This window comes from Pseudoalteromonas obscura (genome assembly GCF_030135505.1).
GTDB classification, from domain to species: Bacteria; Pseudomonadota; Gammaproteobacteria; order Enterobacterales; family Alteromonadaceae; genus Pseudoalteromonas; species Pseudoalteromonas obscura.
Genome location: NZ_JASJUT010000004.1, coordinates 269,922 through 286,663, shown reverse-complemented (window position 1 = coordinate 286,663; position 16,742 = coordinate 269,922). Strand labels below are relative to the sequence as shown.

Sequence of the window (16,742 nt, the reverse complement as noted above, 5' to 3'; positions counted from 1 at the left end):
TCTATGCTTATTTTCATGCCTTACTTGGGTACAATAAGCACAAGCGTAATGAAATGAGAAAAATTACAGCTTTAATATCAATAATTTATAACAACGTTTAAGGATATAAAATTGAAAACACTTATCATCGCTTTATTCACATTATTAATTGCCACCTCTGCAAACGCTGCACGATATGACATAACAGCAAATGTTGGTGAAATTCGATTTCACGGTTCAACTCAGTCAACGGCTGGTAGTCATTGGAATGGGGTTGTTTGGATATCATTAGAAAACCCAGATAAAAACCCGAGCTGCGTAAAATACCGTAACAAATACGCAGTTGCCGTTGCTAAGGGCGACGATAGCGCCTTGAGCATTGCTCTAATGGCCAAAGCGTCTAACTCAAAAATATTAATGACTATAGACGACAGTAAAAAAATGGACGGCGACGTAACTTGCTTACTTCAATATATTACTTTGCTTTAAAAGCTAAGCTTGCTGTCTAGACTCAATTTGCATACACGGCGAGCAGCTATTCGCCGTGTATGATTATATTGGACAGAACATGACTGCATAAAAAGAAAAACATAAAGCGCTGAGCGCGTTTATCAAACGACGCAATTGCCAATTAAACTGAGCGTATTAGAACACTCCCCCTTAATGCAACTCGAAACACATTAACACGCCAAAAAGCGCGCACGCATTCATGCTCTGTATTGCCCTAATAAAAAACCGATACCATCGCTGATACCGGTTTCTATTGAAACAAGCCAAAAGAACATGAGGCCTTTCAACTGTTTTCTTATATCGCTATTAGTGTCTTAGCCCAACACCACGTTTAATAAGCGTCAATGCAATCGTAAATAACACTGAAATAAAGCCAATTAACACGCCAAAAGCAACATAGATATTGACATCCGAAACCCCTAAAAAGCCGAATCTAAACGCATTGACCATGTAGATGATTGGATTGATCTGCGATACCCCCTGCCAAAACTCAGGCAACAGTTGAATTGAGTAGAAAACTCCGCCCAAGTATGTGAGAGGCGTCAATACAAATGTTGGGATAATACTAATATCATCAAAGCTATTTGCGTAAACGGCATTAATAAGTCCACCCAAAGAAAACACCGCAGAGGTTAAAACCACAGTGGCAATAATCACTGCTATATTGTGAATTTGAATATCGACAAAAAATAAGCTGACTATACTGACAATCAACCCCACCAGAATGCCCCGCGCCATACCGCCGCCCATATAACCAAGTACAATGACGTAATTTGGTACGGGTGCAACTAGCAGTTCTTCAATGCTTTTTTGAAACTTGGTGGAATAAAAACTCGACGCCACATTAGAGTATGAGTTAGTGATCACCGACATCATGATTAGGCCTGGGACGATAAATTCCATATAGCCAAAACCACCCATTTCACCAATGCGTGAGCCTATCAGACTACCAAAAATAATAAAATAGAGCGTCATGGTGATCGCTGGCGGAACCAAAGTCTGAACCCAGATACGCAAAAAACGAATGCACTCTTTGATCCAAATACTTTTTAGCGCAACACGGTACTTTAATATGCTCATTGATTACGCCCCTGCTCTAATAACCCCACAAATAACTCCTCTAAGCGGTTAGCTTTATTGCGCATACTTAATACAGTGTTTCCCTGCTCACTTAATTGAGCGAAAACCCCATTTAATCCCTGTGATTTTTCAACTTCAACTTCAAGCGTATGATCGTCTACCAAGGAATACGCATAACCCGATAGGTTTACGGGCTTTATCGGCGCGTGCAAATCCAAGACAAAGGTTTCTTTGTCTAGTTTTGCCAGTAGCGCTTTTATCGTAGTGTGCTCAACAATGACTCCCTTATCAATAATGGCAATATTACGGCACAGCAGCTCCGCCTCTTCCAAATAGTGGGTCGTTAGTATAATCGTCACGCCTTGACTATTAATCTCACGTAAAAAGTCCCACATTGAACGTCTCAGTTCAATATCGACACCGGCTGTTGGCTCATCCAGTATCAGCAACTTAGGTTCATGCATTAATGCACGTGCGATCATTAAACGACGCTTCATACCACCTGACAAGGTGCGTGCTTGTTTGTCTTTTTTATCGAACAAACCGAGCTGCTTAAGGTACTTTTCCGCTCGCTGGTGCGCCACTTGACGAGGTACACCATAATAACCCGCCTGATTCACCAATATTTGGTTGAGGGTTTCAAACTGACTAAAGTTGAACTCTTGCGGTACCAATCCCAATTCAGATTTAGCATCTTCCAATGCGGTATCAATAGAATGACCGAAAACTTTGACGTCACCTTGAGTTTTATTTACCAAAGAAGCTATTACACCTATGGTGGTTGATTTACCCGCACCATTTGGGCCCAATAACGCAAAGAAATCCCCTTCTTCGACTTCCAAATCGATTCCTTTGACGGCTTCAACACCGTTTTTATAGACTTTTCTTAAGCCTTTTATACTTAATGCAGTTGTCATGTACTTCGGATCCCCAATCCCCATAATGTGTTTTGAATCAATTTAATCCCCGTAACCCCAGCGTTTGGCGAGGTTATGCTCTATGTTCAGATGATCTAAAATCCGCGCAACCATAAAGTCCACCAAGTCTTCTATAGACTGAGGCTGATGATAAAAACCAGGTGCTGCAGGCATGATAGTGACACCCAGCTGGCTCAGTTTGAGCATATTTTCTAAATGAATTGGACTAAACGGCGTTTCGCGAGGTACTAAAATTAATTGACCACGCTCTTTAATTACCACATCAGCTGCGCGCTCAAGTAGATTATCCGAGGCCCCTAACGCAATGGCCGAAACACTCCCTGCACTGCACGGGCACACGACCATTTTTTTCGGCGCCGCAGAACCAGATGCCACAGGGCTAAACCAATTGTCTTTACCAAACACTTGAATTTGGCCATCTTTGGCATTACACAAAGCACTGAGCTGCTCAGTTGCCTTAGCCTCATTCCCAGAAAGCTTAACATTAGATTCGGTATCTAGTACCACTCGCGCCGCGCTGGAAATAAGTACATACACTTGATAGTCCAGTGCAACTAAAACCTCTAATAGCCTTAAACCGTAGGGCGCACCGGATGCACCACTAAATGCTAATGTGATAGGATCTTTATATTGTGACATATGTTTATGACATTACCTTTTCTAGCTCAGTCGTTATGGCATCATGGATACCATTAAAACCACCGTTGCTCATAATTAAAATATGTTGATTTGGTTTGGCCTGCGCAATGACTTGAGCAATGATCTCGTCAGTACTTGAAAAACACTGTAGCCCAGCTTTTTGCGCCGCCTCTTTGAGTGACCAAGCTAGGCCATCAGGTTCATATACCAACGCGCTATCTGCCGCTTGTAACGCATTCATCAATGTATCTTGATGTACGCCCATCTTCATGGTGTTTGAACGCGGCTCTAAAATGGCGATAATCTCATCGTCACCCACTTTTGCACGAAGACCTGCTAGTGTCGTTTTTATCGCGGTCGGATGGTGTGCAAAGTCATCATAAACTCGCACTCCGCCAATCTCAGCTTTGAGCTCCATACGTCGTTTTGGCAACTTAAAGGTTTGCAATGCTTCGATACTTACTTCCACCGGGATCCCGACATGACGCGCTGCCGCTATCGCCATCATGGCGTTTTTCACATTGTGCTCACCAATAGCAGACCAGCTTACCTCTCCAACAACCTCACTCTCAAGCAGTACTTTAAAGCGACTGCCATCTGAGCTGATTAATTGATACGACCAATCCCCGCCGAGCGATTCTTTTTGACTCCAAAATCCGCGTTCAAGTACTTCATTTATTGCATTATCTTGTGCTGGATAGATGGCTTTCCCCTGCCCTGGTAAAGTCCTTACTAGGTGGTGAAACTGAGTTTGAATGGCGTTTAAGTCCGCAAAAATATCGGCGTGATCAAACTCCAAGTTATTTAAAATTAAAGTACGAGGGAGGTAATGTACAAACTTGCTGCGCTTATCAAAAAAAGCGGTGTCGTATTCATCCGCCTCAATCACAAAAAATGGCGTATCCGTGACACGTGCTGACAGACCGAAATTTTGTACAATTCCACCGATTAAAAATCCGGGTTTAAGGCCTGCGTATTCTAATAACCATGCGAGCATACTTGCCGTGGTGGTTTTGCCATGGGTGCCGGCAACTGCCAATACCCACGCGTCTTGCAACACATGATGTTTTAACCATTCAGGCCCCGAGGTATATGGTAGGCCTTTTTCTAGCACATATTCAACACACGGATTGCCACGACTCATAGCATTACCAATCACCACCACATCCGGTTTGGGCTCTAGCTGAGCTGGATCATAGCCTTGGGTTAACTCAATCCCCAAAGACGCTAGTTGGGTACTCATTGGCGGGTAAACGTTTTGATCTGAGCCTGTTACTTTATGGCCCAAAGATTGTGCAATGGCTGCAATGCCCCCCATAAAGGTGCCGCAGATCCCGAGAATATGAATATGCATAAGTTCAGCTAGTTAGGAAAATTGCAGTAAGAGTAACATACTCCAATGAGCCTAGGCTGACTTTATATGCAAAACAGTTTTGCACAGACAAAAAAATACCAGCCACTTGGCTGGTATTTTTCAAATCGAGTGAAGCTGATTAAGCAACACCATATTGGTCGCGGTAAGCTTTCACTGCTGCTAAGTGCTCAGAAGCACTACCTTGCTGCTCAAGGTAAGTAATTAAATCAGCTAGCTTAACAATGGATACCACTGCAGTGCCGAAGTCACGCTCAACTTCTTGAATCGCTGAAAGCTCGCCTTTGCCTTTTTCTTGGCGATCAAGCGCAATTAACACACCCGCTAAGTCCGCTTCGTTCGCCTTGATGATTTCCATGGATTCACGGATCGCGGTACCTGCTGTGATTACATCATCAACTAGCATGATACGGCCTTTGAGCTCAGAACCTACTAGGTTGCCACCCTCACCGTGTTGCTTTTTCTCTTTACGATTAAAGCAGTAAGGCACATCTTTGTCATGGTGGTCAGCAAGTGCAACCGCTGTTGTTGTTGCAATTGGAATACCTTTGTACGCAGGGCCAAACAGCACATCATACTCAATGCCCGCATCTTCTAGTGCCGCAGCATAAAAGCGACCTAAGCGCGCAAGGTCGCGGCCAGTGTTAAATAAACCAGCGTTAAAAAAGTAAGGGCTTGTACGACCTGATTTAAGCGTAAACTCACCAAACTTAAGTACCTGCTTTTCAAGAGCAAACTCGATAAAATCTTTTTGATACTGTTTCATAACTAACCTTTTGTTTACGCTAATGCTTGTTTTTGAATATCGATGATCTCACGAATTGAATGCTTGGCTAGCGCCAGTAACTCGTCAAGTTCTTCGAATGAGAAAGGCTCACCTTCAGCAGTGCCTTGAACCTCAATTAACTTACCTGTTTCTGTCATGATCACATTCATGTCAGTCTCAGCTTCTGAGTCTTCAAGGTACTCTAAATCACTGATGGCTTCGCCGTTGTATACACCAACTGAGATCGCCGCAATCATAAACTTAAGTGGGTTGGCATTGATCATACCTTTGGCACGCATATGCGTCAGTGCATCAACAAGGGCAACACAAGCACCGCTGATAGATGCAGTACGCGTTCCGCCATCTGCTTGCAGTACATCACAATCAATAGTAATGGTGTTTTCACCCAGTGCAGATAGGTCAACAGCGGCACGTAAAGCTCGTGCGATCAGGCGTTGAATTTCCATAGTGCGACCGCCTTGCTTGCCTTTTGCAGCTTCACGACCATTACGGGTATGAGTAGAGCGAGGAAGCATACCGTACTCTGCAGTGATCCAACCTTTACCCTGTCCTTTCATAAAACGCGGTACGCCCGCTTCCACAGTGGCTGTACACAGCACTTTTGTATTGCCAAACTCTACAAGCACCGACCCTTCGGCATGCATTGTATAGTTACGGGTAAATGTTACAGGTCTAATCTGATTTGCAGTTCTTTCGCTTGGACGCATCCACGTTCCCCTATCATCAAAGTTTCGCAATATTATAAAGGGATCCTTTGCGCTATGCCACGCAATACCAAAAGAAATCTTAGCTTTACCTATCGAGCAGCGTTTTTCTTAGGCTATAATGGCCACGCAAACCAAATTAAATAGGAACTTTATATGATCCATAGTATGACCGCCTACGCTCGAAAAGAGATTAAAGGCGATTGGGGCACTGGGGTTTGGGAGATCCGCTCAGTTAATCAACGCTATCTCGAAACATTTATCCGCGCGCCGGAGCAATTCAGGGCACTAGAGCCAGTAGTACGTGAACGCCTTCGCAAGCAATTACAGCGAGGCAAAGTGGAAGTCTATTTAAAATTTGCAGCAAACCCAGCTCACGTTGGTCAGCTGTCTATCAATGAAACCCTTGCAAAACAAATCCTTGAAAACGCAAAGTGGGTGCAATCTATCAGCGGTGGCGATATTAACCCGACCGAAATTTTGCGCTGGCCAGGCGTTATGGAAGCGGAAGAAGTTGATTTAGACGAAGTCAATGGCGCTTTGTTAGCTGGCTTTGATGAGTTAGTTCAAGACTTTAAAGCAGCCAGAGCATCAGAAGGTGCAAACCTTGAAAGCATGATCACCACACGTTTAGACGGCATACTTGAGCAAGTATCTATCGTTGAAAGCCATATGCCAGAAGTCACCAAGTGGCAGCGCGACAAACTTTCGCAAAAACTTGAAGAGCTACAAGCTGATATCGATGAGTCACGCCTAGAGCAAGAGCTTATCTACCTTGCACAAAAGCAAGATGTAGCAGAAGAGCTAGACCGCTTAAAGTCTCACGTTAAAGAGACGCATAAAATCTTGAAAAAAGGCGGCGCATGCGGCCGTCGTTTGGACTTTATGATGCAAGAGTTTAACCGCGAGTCGAACACCCTAGCCTCTAAGTCAATCAACTCAGAGATCACCAACGCCGCCGTTGAGCTTAAAGTATTAATTGAGCAAATGCGTGAGCAGATCCAGAATATTGAGTGATATTTTGGTAAAACTGAATTTTTGATAAGAGCCCAGCATTGCTGGGCTTTTTTGTGTTTATTGGCAAATACGATTGCAAGGGTTCCTAGACAGTTGCTCAACTAAGCAATTTAAAACCAGCTATCTTAAACTGATAGCTATATCACCTAGAATAAAGCCACTGCATTGCGCGCATAAACCCAATTGGGAAGGTTGTTTCATGCAGCCCCTCCTCGATCACATCCTGTTTAATGTTTAAGTTTGCATAGCGCCGATCTGACAGCTGTTTTACAAATTCAGTTTGATCTTCCAGCCATTGGAAAGGATACCTTTTTGATGTTTCATGCGTGCCTACGGCAAAATACACCCGAGCTGCTAGGTCATCGTGGTTTTTGGCGTATTGGCGCTCTTGTTTAAACATAAGTCGTTTATCCCAGAAAAAAGCGCCGCTTAATACCACATAGCTCTCGAACAAATCTGGTTTATTGAGTAATACGTAACTTGCAAATAAGCCACCAGCAGAATGCCCTACCAAGGTGCGTTTGTCTTGGTCAATTGAATATCTAGCTTCAATAAATGGCAGTAACTCGCTTTCAATAAAGCTTAGGTACTGCTGAGCTTGACCGGGTTTGAAAGCACTCCAATTGGCATCAATCGAAGGGGTATAATCTCGAATGCGGCTATGCATCATATTGTCTCCCTTCGAAAATCCAATACCCACTAAAATGACTTTTTCGAGCACACCAGCACTCATGGGGACACTCAGTGAACTGACGGCTAACGGAAATGCATAAGGACCATCGTTCACAATAACCACTGGGTATTTGGTCTTCGCTGTTTTTGAGTAACCTTTGGGAACAGCAACAAAAACAGGATAGGTTCTACCCAATTTCTCTGATTTAATTTCATAAACAGACGAGTTGGGTAATGAAAATGCAGGAAGTTTGCTTGTTGCATCAAGGTTTGCCCATGCAAGGTGCTGATAAAAAAATAAAAGAGATAAAATAAAGAATCTGTACATATTAATCCTATTTTGGCTTAAATCTTGTCGTTAAATTTGGACCAAACAACATTGGTCAATGAAACGCTATATTTTCACCGAAATAGTATGCAAGCGACCGACCCAGCTTATCTGGACACATTATGGATTACGCACCTTACTTATCTCTTTTAACCTCACCTTGATGCAGCGTTTGCGCTATGTTGCTTTCTATATTGGCTAGGACTTTGTTTTATATGCTTTTTAAATGCAGCACCAAATGTCGAACGTGAATTAAAACCCGCGTCAAAAGCAACTGCGACAATTTTGTGATCCGTTTGTTGAAGTAATCGACATGCTTCGCGCACTCGGTGTTGGTTCACAAAATCGAAGAAGCTTGTCTTCATATGCTGACTAAAGGTTTCTGATATTCGCACTTCAGAGACTTGAATTTTGTCAGACAAAGTCCGCAGCGATAACTCACTGTCTTTATAGAGTTGTTCAACATCCATAACATGATGCAGCTTTTTGGCGATCTCCACTCGCACTTCTTGTGTCAAACTCGACTTTGTATACACCGACTCGCTATTTGAGTTTGAGGCTGTTTCGACCCAACCCAACTCAGCATTAGACTCTTGATACACTGGTTGCTGATTGATGCCCTGAAGTGCAATAAAACCAACAAAGAACATTTCAATAACCATATTGGTTAAATAAACACTGCCCGGTTGCTTACCTGTCAGCAGCCATAGCTCACAAATTGCGTACCAAATCCAAGCCAATGTGATAACGATAATTACCCATCGCAACCAACTAATTTGTTTATCTTCAATTTGTGAAAACAACATTCTCAGTCGCGATGTATGGGCTCTGAACAACTTAAAAGACATGCCCAAGTATGTAAAAGCAGTGACTACAAATAAAACCAAACCTATCTGACACCCTAATACAGCACGCTCATACAACACAGGATCGCGCATTAACGGGTTCATGAGCGCCACCTTTTGCTCTGCCGACAACACATAATAAGGCGTAGCAACTAACACTGCGATAAAAGGAGCGCATAATGCAAAAGTATCTTGGCGCTTAAACCATTGCTCTTTTTGTTCGGTTAACGACCTAGTATAAAAGTACATAACAGAAGGTAAAAATAGCTTGAGCGAGAACATGATCCCCGCAAGATGCGGCCATATTTCAAAACTGCTAGTGTGCATGTAAAGTTGGTCAAACTTAACCAAACCATAAATAAACAAAAATAGCGCAAGGAATCGCTCTTGATCACTTCGTCCAGATTGCTTAGTCAGCACTATTGCCATTGATAAAAAACACATTGCAATGGTCATTGACGAAATTATGACTTTCCAAATATCTAGACTTGCCATCGGTACTAAATGGTATTCCTGAGCGCTTTATAGTTACTCCTAATTTACCGCAGCGCACGCTTTTAATCATTCATTTTGAAGCAGTTTTTAGTCCTACCTAGCTTTCTCGGACGCATCGTTACAACAAATAGTGCAGATTTAACGCGATATCCTTGTTAAAGCAAAGAGAGGTAATAATGAGTTTAACAGTGGGAATGGTTGGCCACATGGTGTTTGGTGGTGCGGGACTAATTGCGGGTTTTTCAGCCTTTATTGCTAAAAAGGGGTCGCTTAACCACATCTTCATTGGCCGAATATACGTGATAGCCATGATATTAATGGCTGTGACTGGGTTTTATTACGCCTATATAAGAGCTGTACATATTTCTATGTTTGCCGCGGTGTTGACAGCTTATCTGGTTGCAACCAGTTGGTTATATGTTCAGAAAAAGTTTAAATATCTAATAGTTACAAGGTACTTACCGATATTTTTGGGTTTCCCCGTTTTTGTTTATGCCAGTTATTTAAGCTACCTTGCCATGAATGGCATCACCGATGATTTTGGCCACTTCCAAATTCCAGCGATCAAGTACTATGAATTTGCGTTAGCCACCTTAATTGCTTTTGGTTATGACTTGTTGTTTGGACTTGGGAAGGCTCAAAACAATAAGCAGCGCATTAGCCAACACATTTGGCGAATGGCCTTTACTTTATATATCGCGTGCAGTGCTTTTTTCGAAGGGCAAGCCAAGTTGTTCCCTGAGAGCCTACAATATTCGGTATGGTTAAGCTTGCCAGAAAAGTTCGTACTCGGCCTTATGGTGTACTGGTTGTTTAAAGGTAAAATCCAAAAACTTTGGAATAAGTTTTAGCGCTATAAACTATTTTGTATTGATTGCCAGTGGCTAGCGCACTGGCTTTTGTTTGCTAAAAACGTGTTTGCTTGAGTAATATGAGTACCAGTTATCCACCCGCCTTTATCAAAAAAGCTTAAACAGCAGTCGTGCTTTGCAACACCACTATTAATCGAGAGGGCATAAATAGTTTAATTGAACACTCTTTAGCCACACTGCGTTTTAGCCTGACTTACCAACGTTATTGCAGCCCAATTAAGCACTGCTATGTTTCAAAAATGCAGAAAGCCCAATATCACAATTCGATAATAGTTGTTCAAATCGAGTATTTGGTTGTTTGACGTTTAAAACCTGTACTTTAACCAAGCAACTCCAATTTATGAACTTCTTCATATCCGGATAAGAAACAATCACTCAAATTAATTCTGAAATTCGCAATTTTCGTATCCTTAAATAATAATTTGGGAAGGCAAATTTGATATTCCAGGGAATCGGAGTACGTAACTTTCTTGGGTAACAATATGAACTTGAGTAAAAAGCTTTATTTGGCCTTTGGCTGCCTCATTGCATTGATGGTGTTTTCCAGTACTGTCGTTTGGTTTAAAGTTTCCACCGAAACTGCCCGCGCATTTGAAGTAAAAGGCGACGATTTGCCGGGCATGATTTTGTACAACCGACTGCTGCACTTAGAGTATCAATTAAGCAACATCGCACTGGAATACCTAAATGGAGATATCAGTAAAGTTGGGCAATTTAACCAACTGTTTGAGCGGTTCAAATCTACCCAAAAAGAGCTATATGGATATGAGTCGGCAAAACAAGCTGACCGCGAGAAAATGGCGCGGATCATGACCCTTGCTGAAACCTTCCACCGTGAAGTTAACAACGAAATATTCGCCAAATATGACCCAAGAGCTTATGAACAGGTGAAGCGACGCGTAGATAAGCTTGATCAAGAAACGGGTGAACAGTTGGAAAGTTTACTGGACTCTTTAAAAGAGCAAGAGTTCAATGACGCGCTTAAATCTACCGATTTACAAGAGTCTCTCAACGATGACTTACCGGGGGTCAGATACTATCTAGAACTGGTCGATGAAGCTGGCGATATGATAGCGGCCATCATTTCTCATACCACAGGAGCAACCGGTGCAGAAGCTGATTTTAATGACGATGCAGAGAGCTTTAAGCACTACTTAAATTTACTCAAGCCACTTGAACAAAAACCGAATGAGCTGCGAGATATCGCTCGTATTGAAGAGATGTTCGGCACAATTCAAAGCGAAGCTAAACATGTATTTGAAAGCTATGACTCTACGGCATATGTGACAGCACAGCGTAAACTCGCTGATTTGACGTCAAAGCAAATGATTGAGCTGTCTAAAATCCTTGATGTATCGAGCGAAGAAGAAAAAGACGATGCCATAAGGGCATTAGACCTACTCGTAGAAGGTCTCAATACCACCTTGGTGATTATTATTATGATCACTTTAATCGCGGCCATCATAGCGATTGCGGTTGCCTATGTGATCAGCCGTTCGATTGTAACCAGATTGAGCCAAGTGCTTACGATAGCCGAAAGAATAAGTGAAGGTGATATTTCAAGACCACTTCTGTCTCATGAAGGTAAGGATGAAATTGATAGCTTGGCCGAAGCCACTAACAAAATGTCGAACTCGTTGAATACGTTATTGCAAGCCATCAGCAATGTGGTGAATGATGTCAAAACTTCCAGCGACAACATTGCAGAGACCAATAACCAGATAGCGTCTCGCAGTCAGGCGTCAGCAGATCAGTCCACTCAGGTTGCTACGGCAATCGAACAAATGAGCGCCACGGTATCAGAGGTAGCATCGCAAAGTCAGGTCGCAGCCAGTCATGCAGATGGCGCGCGCAGCCTCGCATCTGAAGGGGGATCAACGGTTACATCAACGGTAGAGAAAATAAAGTCAGCTTCCAATGAGGTGCAAGACACCGCTGAAAATGTCACCCATCTCGGTGAACTCAGTAGCCAAATAGGCAATGTGATTGGCGTGATAGGTAGCATTGCAGAACAAACTAATCTACTGGCGCTCAATGCTGCAATTGAAGCTGCACGTGCAGGCGAACAGGGCCGCGGGTTTGCCGTAGTAGCAGATGAGGTTCGAACCTTAGCCGAGCGCACTTCAAAAGCCACTGAAGAAGTTGTCAGTACTGTGCAGTCAATTCAATCTCAAACCGAGCATGCTGTTAAGTCCATGGAAAACAGTGTTGCTCAAGTAAATCATAGTGTTTCTATGGCTGAAGATGCGGGAACACAACTCGAAGGCATTGTTACAGGTGCCAGTGAAATTGCGTCCATGATCCAGTCAATCGCAACTGCCACCGAGGAGCAATCTGTTGTCGCAAGCGAAATGGCACGTGATATTTCACAAATTGAGCAATCGAGTCAGAGCTCCTTGCAAGACACGCAAGTCGCAGCGCACTCTGCACAAGAGCTTAACAAGCAAGCCGAAGAGCTGGCTGTTTTAGTGAGTCGATTTAGATTACGTAGTTAGTCAAACTGGTAACTAGACGCACAAAGATTTAAAATAGGGCTTTTTACGGGCAGTAATCAGCTCTATTGCTCCCTTTTGCGTACACAAAGGTTCCACTATGACAAAGACACGCGGTAACTTGTTTATTTTATCTGCCCCTTCAGGAGCAGGTAAATCTAGCCTCATCAAAGCTTTATTGGACAAACAAGCCAACATTAAAGTTTCAGTATCCCATACAACACGCTCCCCTCGTCCGGGAGAAAATAATGGTGAGCACTACCACTTTGTCACAGTGGATGAATTTAAAACGTTGATCGATAAAGGGGACTTTTTTGAGTGGGCGCAAGTATTTGAAAACTACTATGGCACATCAAAACAGGCCATTGAAGATCAACTAAACAATGGTATTGATGTTTTTCTAGACATCGACTGGCAAGGTGCAAGACAAGTTAGAACGCTTTTACCTGAAGTAAAAACAATATTTATTTTACCTCCTTCTCAAAGTGAACTGGAGCAGCGCTTAAACAATCGCGGCCAAGATTCTCAAGAAGTAATCGCAGCAAGAATGGCCGAAGCAAAATCAGAAAGTAGTCATTACAACGAGTTTGACTATGTCATTGTTAACGACAATTTTGAGACTGCTTTAACAGAACTTGAGCACATCGTTGTTGCTGCGAGACTACAAACTAAAGCACAACAAGTACGTCATCAGACCCTAATAGCGGAACTGTTAGCAGAATAAACCTGCATTGTTCCCTATTACTGTGTAGATTAACGATAAATTTTAACCATTCACTTGGCGAACTCGGTGGTTTCAAGTAAACTAGCCCTTTGCTAAATGTATAATTTTTTGGAGTGCTTCGATGGCTCGCGTAACTGTAGAAGATGCAGTAGATAAAATTGGTAACCGTTTCGATTTAATCCTTGTTGCAGCGCGTCGCGCTCGTCAAATTTCTGTTGGTGGCAAAGATCCAATGGTTGATGCTGAAAATGACAAGCCAACCGTTATTGCGCTACGTGAAATTGAAGAAGGTCTGGTAACAACAGACTCTCTAGATATGATCGATCGTGAAGAGCAACAAAACCAAGAGGCCGCTGAGCTTGCAGCTGTAGCAGCTATCGTTGGTGGTAACCGCTAAAATAAACTTCTAGACGGCTTTTTAAGCCGAATCTAAGCAAAGTTTAAGATAACGCCAGCTTCTAGCTGGCGTTTTTTTTCATTATATTGCAAAAGCTATACGCGTATGCGTTGGCTTCCGAGCCAATTCATCGTATATTCAATAATAACTGTCTATTAACTTCACTGGAACATTGGAGTGTGAATGTATCTATTTGAAGGCCTCAAGAAAAAAATCTCAGAGTACCTATCACCAGAAGACGTCGAGCTGGTACAAAAAGCCTATGTTGTCGCTCGTGAAGCGCATGAAGGTCAGACTCGCTCAAGTGGTGAACCCTATATCACTCACCCGGTTGAAGTGACACAGATACTTGCCAGCATGAAGTTAGACCATGAAACCCTCATGGCTGCACTGATGCATGATGTTATCGAAGACACCGATTTTAGTCAGGCGGATCTGGCTGAGATATTTGGTGAAACCGTTGCTGAACTCGTTGCCGGAGTCAGTAAGCTAGACAAACTCGACTTTAAAGATAAAAAAGAGTTTCAAGCTGAAAACTATCGCAAGATGATCATGGCAATGACACAAGATATACGTGTTATTCTTATCAAACTGGCTGATAGAACACATAATATGCGCACATTAGGGTTTTTAAGACCTGAAAAACGTCGACGCATTGCCAGAGAAACACTCGAAATATTTGCGCCTATTGCCAATCGTTTAGGTATCCACGATATCAAAAATGAACTTGAAGACTTAGGTTTTCAAGCCTTGTATCCGATGCGCCATCGAGCGTTAAAATCTGAAGTTGCCAAAGCGCGTGGTAACCGTAAAGAGGTGATCAGCAATATTCAGACAGAGATTGAATCTCGTTTAGAAGAAAGTGGCATCACGGCTTCTGTCAAAGGGCGTGAAAAACACCTTTATAGCATTTACCGTAAGATGCTCAATAAAGAGCTACTTTTTAATGAAGTCATGGATATTTATGCTTTTCGCATCAATGTCGACGACATAGATACCTGTTATCGAGTCCTCGGTGTAGCTCACAACTTGTATAAGCCAATTGAAACACGCTTCAAAGACTATATCGCGGTACCTAAGACCAATGGCTATCAATCTTTACACACCTCGCTAGTCGGCCCACACGGTATCCCTGTTGAAATTCAGATCCGTACCCATGATATGGATCATATGGCAGACAAAGGGGTTGCGGCACATTGGATGTATAAAAAATCAGGTGACAGTGCGGGACATACAGCTCAGCAACGCGCGCGTCAGTGGATGCAAAGCTTACTTGAATTACAGCAAAGTGCCGGTTCATCATTTGAATTTGTCGAAAACGTCAAAACAGAGCTCTTCCCTGAAGAGATTTATGTGTTTACGCCAGATGGCCGAATCGTCGAGCTCCCCATGGGCGCGACTGCTGTTGATTTTGCTTATGCCGTTCATACCGATGTTGGTAACACCTGCGTTGGAGCTCGAGTTAACCGCAAACCTTATCCGCTAAGCAAAGCACTAGACACAGGTCAAACGGTTGAAGTTATTACCAGTTCTGGGGCGCACCCCAATGCGACATGGCTTAACTTCATCGTCACAGGTAAAGCGCGTTTAGGCGTGAGAAACTACCTGAAAAGCCAACATCAAGAAGAGTCCATTCAACTTGGTCGACGACTGCTCGACTCTGCGTTAGGCGAACAAAAACTGGATGATATTCCAACCGAGCAAATTGAGCGCGTACTGGAAGAACACGACCTCAATACCCTGCTTGAGCTATTAGTCGAGATTGGCAACGGTAATATTATGAGTGTGCTCATAGCCAAACGCCTACTGCAAGCGGACGATGGTATTGAAAGCCTTGCTAAACAAGCAAAGGCAGCAATAATTGGTACTGAAGGTATGCTTGTCACCTATGCTAAATGCTGCCGCCCTGTTCCCGGTGATGCCATCGCAGCCTACGTTAGCCAAGGTAAAGGCTTAATGGTACACAGACAAGAGTGTCGCAACATCAAAGGCTGGGAAAGCGAGCGCGCTAAATATTGTGTTGTAAAATGGGAAGATAACCCAGAAAAAGAATACATTGCAGCCCTGCGCGTTGAAATCATCAATCACCAAGGTGCGCTAGCTAAGCTGACCAATGTGGTTGCCAGTGCACAAGCGAATATTGTTGAAATCGCCACTGAAGAAAAAGAAAGTAATTTATATATTATAGATTTAGGCGTGACCGTTAAAGATAGGATCCACGTCGCAAATATTATGCGTAAGATTCGCGTTATGCCAGACGTGCAACGCGTGTATAGAAAACGCTAAAGGAAGTTATTATGAACAAAGCGATTATTTCTACCGATCAAGCTCCTGCCGCAATCGGTACATACAATCAGGCCATTAAGGTTGGCACGGCTGTTTACTTATCTGGCCAAATTCCATTGGTGCCAAACACGATGGAAATCGTTTCAGAAGATTTTAGTGAGCAAACACACCAAGTATTTAAAAACCTATCAGCTGTATGTGAAGCGGCTGGCGGACAACTTCAGGATATGGTGAAAGTAAACATTTTCATGACGGACTTGAGTAACTTTGCAACCGTCAATGAGATTATGAGCCAATACTTTAAAACCCCATACCCTGCGAGAGCAGCAATAGGTGTAAAAGAGTTGCCAAAAAATGTACAGATAGAAATTGACGGCATTATGGAGCTGCCTTCAATGAATTAATTTTTTCGTTGTAGCACTCACATCAAAACGGTCCGCTAAAAGTGGGCCGTTTTTGCTTCTATGTGTTAAATGAAGAGAGCAAATACACAAAAAGCCTAAAATTCTCCAGCGAACTTTGATCTTAACAGCTTGACTACATAATATTAATTAAGCAAGCTGGTAACACATACATACGTATAACCTAATTAAAATGAGTCAATC

At 42.9% G+C, this 16,742-nt stretch carries 16 protein-coding genes; 8 read left to right on the top strand and 8 right to left on the bottom strand.

Translation table 11 applies throughout. The features are described 5' to 3' along the window. Window positions 1-111 precede the first annotated feature (111 nt). Window positions 112-468 (top strand): hypothetical protein, encoded by a 357-nt coding sequence (locus QNM18_RS12655; protein ID WP_211011169.1) that lies wholly within the window; start codon window positions 112-114, stop codon window positions 466-468. Between the two features lie 327 nt (window positions 469-795). Here the strand turns inward: QNM18_RS12655 and QNM18_RS12650 are convergent, their stop codons facing one another. From QNM18_RS12650 to rph, 6 genes are all read right to left on the bottom strand, one after another. Continuing rightward, window positions 796-1,563 (bottom strand): ABC transporter permease, encoded by a 768-nt coding sequence (locus QNM18_RS12650; RefSeq protein WP_211011460.1) that lies wholly within the window; start codon window positions 1,561-1,563, stop codon window positions 796-798. Window positions 1,564-1,565: 2 nt separating this feature from the next. After that, window positions 1,566-2,486, bottom strand: coding sequence for an ABC transporter ATP-binding protein (locus QNM18_RS12645; RefSeq protein WP_023399781.1), 921 nt, complete (start codon window positions 2,484-2,486; stop codon window positions 1,566-1,568). Window positions 2,487-2,528: 42 nt separating this feature from the next. Beyond that, window positions 2,529-3,146: a flavin prenyltransferase UbiX gene (locus QNM18_RS12640; RefSeq protein ID WP_239424793.1), complete on the bottom strand. Its 618-nt coding sequence runs from the start codon at window positions 3,144-3,146 to the stop codon at window positions 2,529-2,531. A gap of 4 nt (window positions 3,147-3,150) precedes the next feature. Continuing rightward, window positions 3,151-4,500 (bottom strand): UDP-N-acetylmuramate:L-alanyl-gamma-D-glutamyl-meso-diaminopimelate ligase, encoded by a 1,350-nt coding sequence (mpl, locus tag QNM18_RS12635; protein WP_284137422.1) that lies wholly within the window; start codon window positions 4,498-4,500, stop codon window positions 3,151-3,153. Window positions 4,501-4,639: 139 nt separating this feature from the next. Beyond that, window positions 4,640-5,284, bottom strand: coding sequence for an orotate phosphoribosyltransferase (gene pyrE / locus QNM18_RS12630; protein WP_023399778.1), 645 nt, complete (start codon window positions 5,282-5,284; stop codon window positions 4,640-4,642). A 14-nt stretch (window positions 5,285-5,298) separates the two neighbouring features. Beyond that, window positions 5,299-6,012, bottom strand: coding sequence for a ribonuclease PH (gene rph / locus QNM18_RS12625; protein WP_023399777.1), 714 nt, complete (start codon window positions 6,010-6,012; stop codon window positions 5,299-5,301). A gap of 153 nt (window positions 6,013-6,165) precedes the next feature. On the opposite strand from rph, the gene QNM18_RS12620 reads away from it, so the two are divergent. Beyond that, window positions 6,166-7,026, top strand: a complete 861-nt coding sequence (locus tag QNM18_RS12620) for a YicC/YloC family endoribonuclease (RefSeq protein WP_284137421.1) — start codon at window positions 6,166-6,168, stop codon at window positions 7,024-7,026. A gap of 142 nt (window positions 7,027-7,168) precedes the next feature. Here QNM18_RS12620 and QNM18_RS12615 read toward each other — a convergent pair whose 3' ends face one another. Together QNM18_RS12615 and QNM18_RS12610 are read right to left on the bottom strand one after the other, a co-directional pair. Next, complete coding sequence (locus QNM18_RS12615; protein ID WP_284137420.1) at window positions 7,169-8,026, bottom strand: alpha/beta hydrolase; 858 nt, start codon at window positions 8,024-8,026, stop codon at window positions 7,169-7,171. 155 nt (window positions 8,027-8,181) lie between these two features. After that, entirely contained in the window at window positions 8,182-9,315 is a 1,134-nt protein-coding gene (locus QNM18_RS12610; RefSeq protein WP_284137419.1) for a helix-turn-helix domain-containing protein, read from the bottom strand. Window positions 9,316-9,542: 227 nt separating this feature from the next. On the opposite strand from QNM18_RS12610, the gene QNM18_RS12605 reads away from it, so the two are divergent. The 6 genes from QNM18_RS12605 to QNM18_RS12580 all read left to right on the top strand — a co-directional run bounded on the left by QNM18_RS12605 (window position 9,543) and on the right by QNM18_RS12580 (window position 16,541). Continuing rightward, complete coding sequence (locus QNM18_RS12605; RefSeq protein ID WP_284137418.1) at window positions 9,543-10,217, top strand: hypothetical protein; 675 nt, start codon at window positions 9,543-9,545, stop codon at window positions 10,215-10,217. A 503-nt stretch (window positions 10,218-10,720) separates the two neighbouring features. Beyond that, the gene (locus QNM18_RS12600; protein ID WP_284137417.1) at window positions 10,721-12,733 is read left to right on the top strand and encodes a methyl-accepting chemotaxis protein; all 2,013 of its coding nucleotides are present in this window, start codon (window positions 10,721-10,723) and stop codon (window positions 12,731-12,733) included. A 97-nt stretch (window positions 12,734-12,830) separates the two neighbouring features. After that, a complete protein-coding gene (gmk, locus tag QNM18_RS12595; RefSeq protein WP_284137416.1) occupies window positions 12,831-13,454 on the top strand; it encodes a guanylate kinase in 624 nt (207 codons plus the stop codon). Between the two features lie 121 nt (window positions 13,455-13,575). Beyond that, window positions 13,576-13,851 (top strand): DNA-directed RNA polymerase subunit omega, encoded by a 276-nt coding sequence (gene rpoZ / locus QNM18_RS12590; protein WP_211011186.1) that lies wholly within the window; start codon window positions 13,576-13,578, stop codon window positions 13,849-13,851. A gap of 183 nt (window positions 13,852-14,034) precedes the next feature. Further along, window positions 14,035-16,137 carry a bifunctional GTP diphosphokinase/guanosine-3',5'-bis pyrophosphate 3'-pyrophosphohydrolase gene (gene spoT / locus QNM18_RS12585; protein WP_211011187.1) on the top strand — a complete coding sequence of 701 codons (2,103 nt, stop codon included), beginning with the start codon at window positions 14,035-14,037 and terminating at the stop codon, window positions 16,135-16,137. An 11-nt stretch (window positions 16,138-16,148) separates the two neighbouring features. Beyond that, window positions 16,149-16,541: a RidA family protein gene (locus tag QNM18_RS12580; RefSeq protein ID WP_023399754.1), complete on the top strand. Its 393-nt coding sequence runs from the start codon at window positions 16,149-16,151 to the stop codon at window positions 16,539-16,541. Window positions 16,542-16,742 lie beyond the last annotated feature (201 nt).

What these genes read in the sequence shown, in the direction of transcription:
- mpl (WP_284137422.1), bottom strand. Translation starts at nt 4,500, where the DNA reads ATGCATATTCATATTCTCGGGATCTGCGGCACCTTTATGGGGGGCATT.
- QNM18_RS12620 (WP_284137421.1), top strand. Translation starts at nt 6,166, where the DNA reads ATGATCCATAGTATGACCGCCTACGCTCGAAAAGAGATTAAAGGCGAT.
- QNM18_RS12615 (WP_284137420.1), bottom strand. Translation starts at nt 8,026, where the DNA reads ATGTACAGATTCTTTATTTTATCTCTTTTATTTTTTTATCAGCACCTT.
- QNM18_RS12610 (WP_284137419.1), bottom strand. Translation starts at nt 9,315, where the DNA reads ATGTGTTTTTTATCAATGGCAATAGTGCTGACTAAGCAATCTGGACGA.
- spoT (WP_211011187.1), top strand. Translation starts at nt 14,035, where the DNA reads ATGTATCTATTTGAAGGCCTCAAGAAAAAAATCTCAGAGTACCTATCA.
- gmk (WP_284137416.1), top strand. Translation starts at nt 12,831, where the DNA reads ATGACAAAGACACGCGGTAACTTGTTTATTTTATCTGCCCCTTCAGGA.
- QNM18_RS12645 (WP_023399781.1), bottom strand. Translation starts at nt 2,486, where the DNA reads ATGACAACTGCATTAAGTATAAAAGGCTTAAGAAAAGTCTATAAAAAC.
- pyrE (WP_023399778.1), bottom strand. Translation starts at nt 5,284, where the DNA reads ATGAAACAGTATCAAAAAGATTTTATCGAGTTTGCTCTTGAAAAGCAG.
- rpoZ (WP_211011186.1), top strand. Translation starts at nt 13,576, where the DNA reads ATGGCTCGCGTAACTGTAGAAGATGCAGTAGATAAAATTGGTAACCGT.
- QNM18_RS12640 (WP_239424793.1), bottom strand. Translation starts at nt 3,146, where the DNA reads ATGTCACAATATAAAGATCCTATCACATTAGCATTTAGTGGTGCATCC.
- QNM18_RS12600 (WP_284137417.1), top strand. Translation starts at nt 10,721, where the DNA reads ATGAACTTGAGTAAAAAGCTTTATTTGGCCTTTGGCTGCCTCATTGCA.
- QNM18_RS12580 (WP_023399754.1), top strand. Translation starts at nt 16,149, where the DNA reads ATGAACAAAGCGATTATTTCTACCGATCAAGCTCCTGCCGCAATCGGT.
- QNM18_RS12605 (WP_284137418.1), top strand. Translation starts at nt 9,543, where the DNA reads ATGAGTTTAACAGTGGGAATGGTTGGCCACATGGTGTTTGGTGGTGCG.
- rph (WP_023399777.1), bottom strand. Translation starts at nt 6,012, where the DNA reads ATGCGTCCAAGCGAAAGAACTGCAAATCAGATTAGACCTGTAACATTT.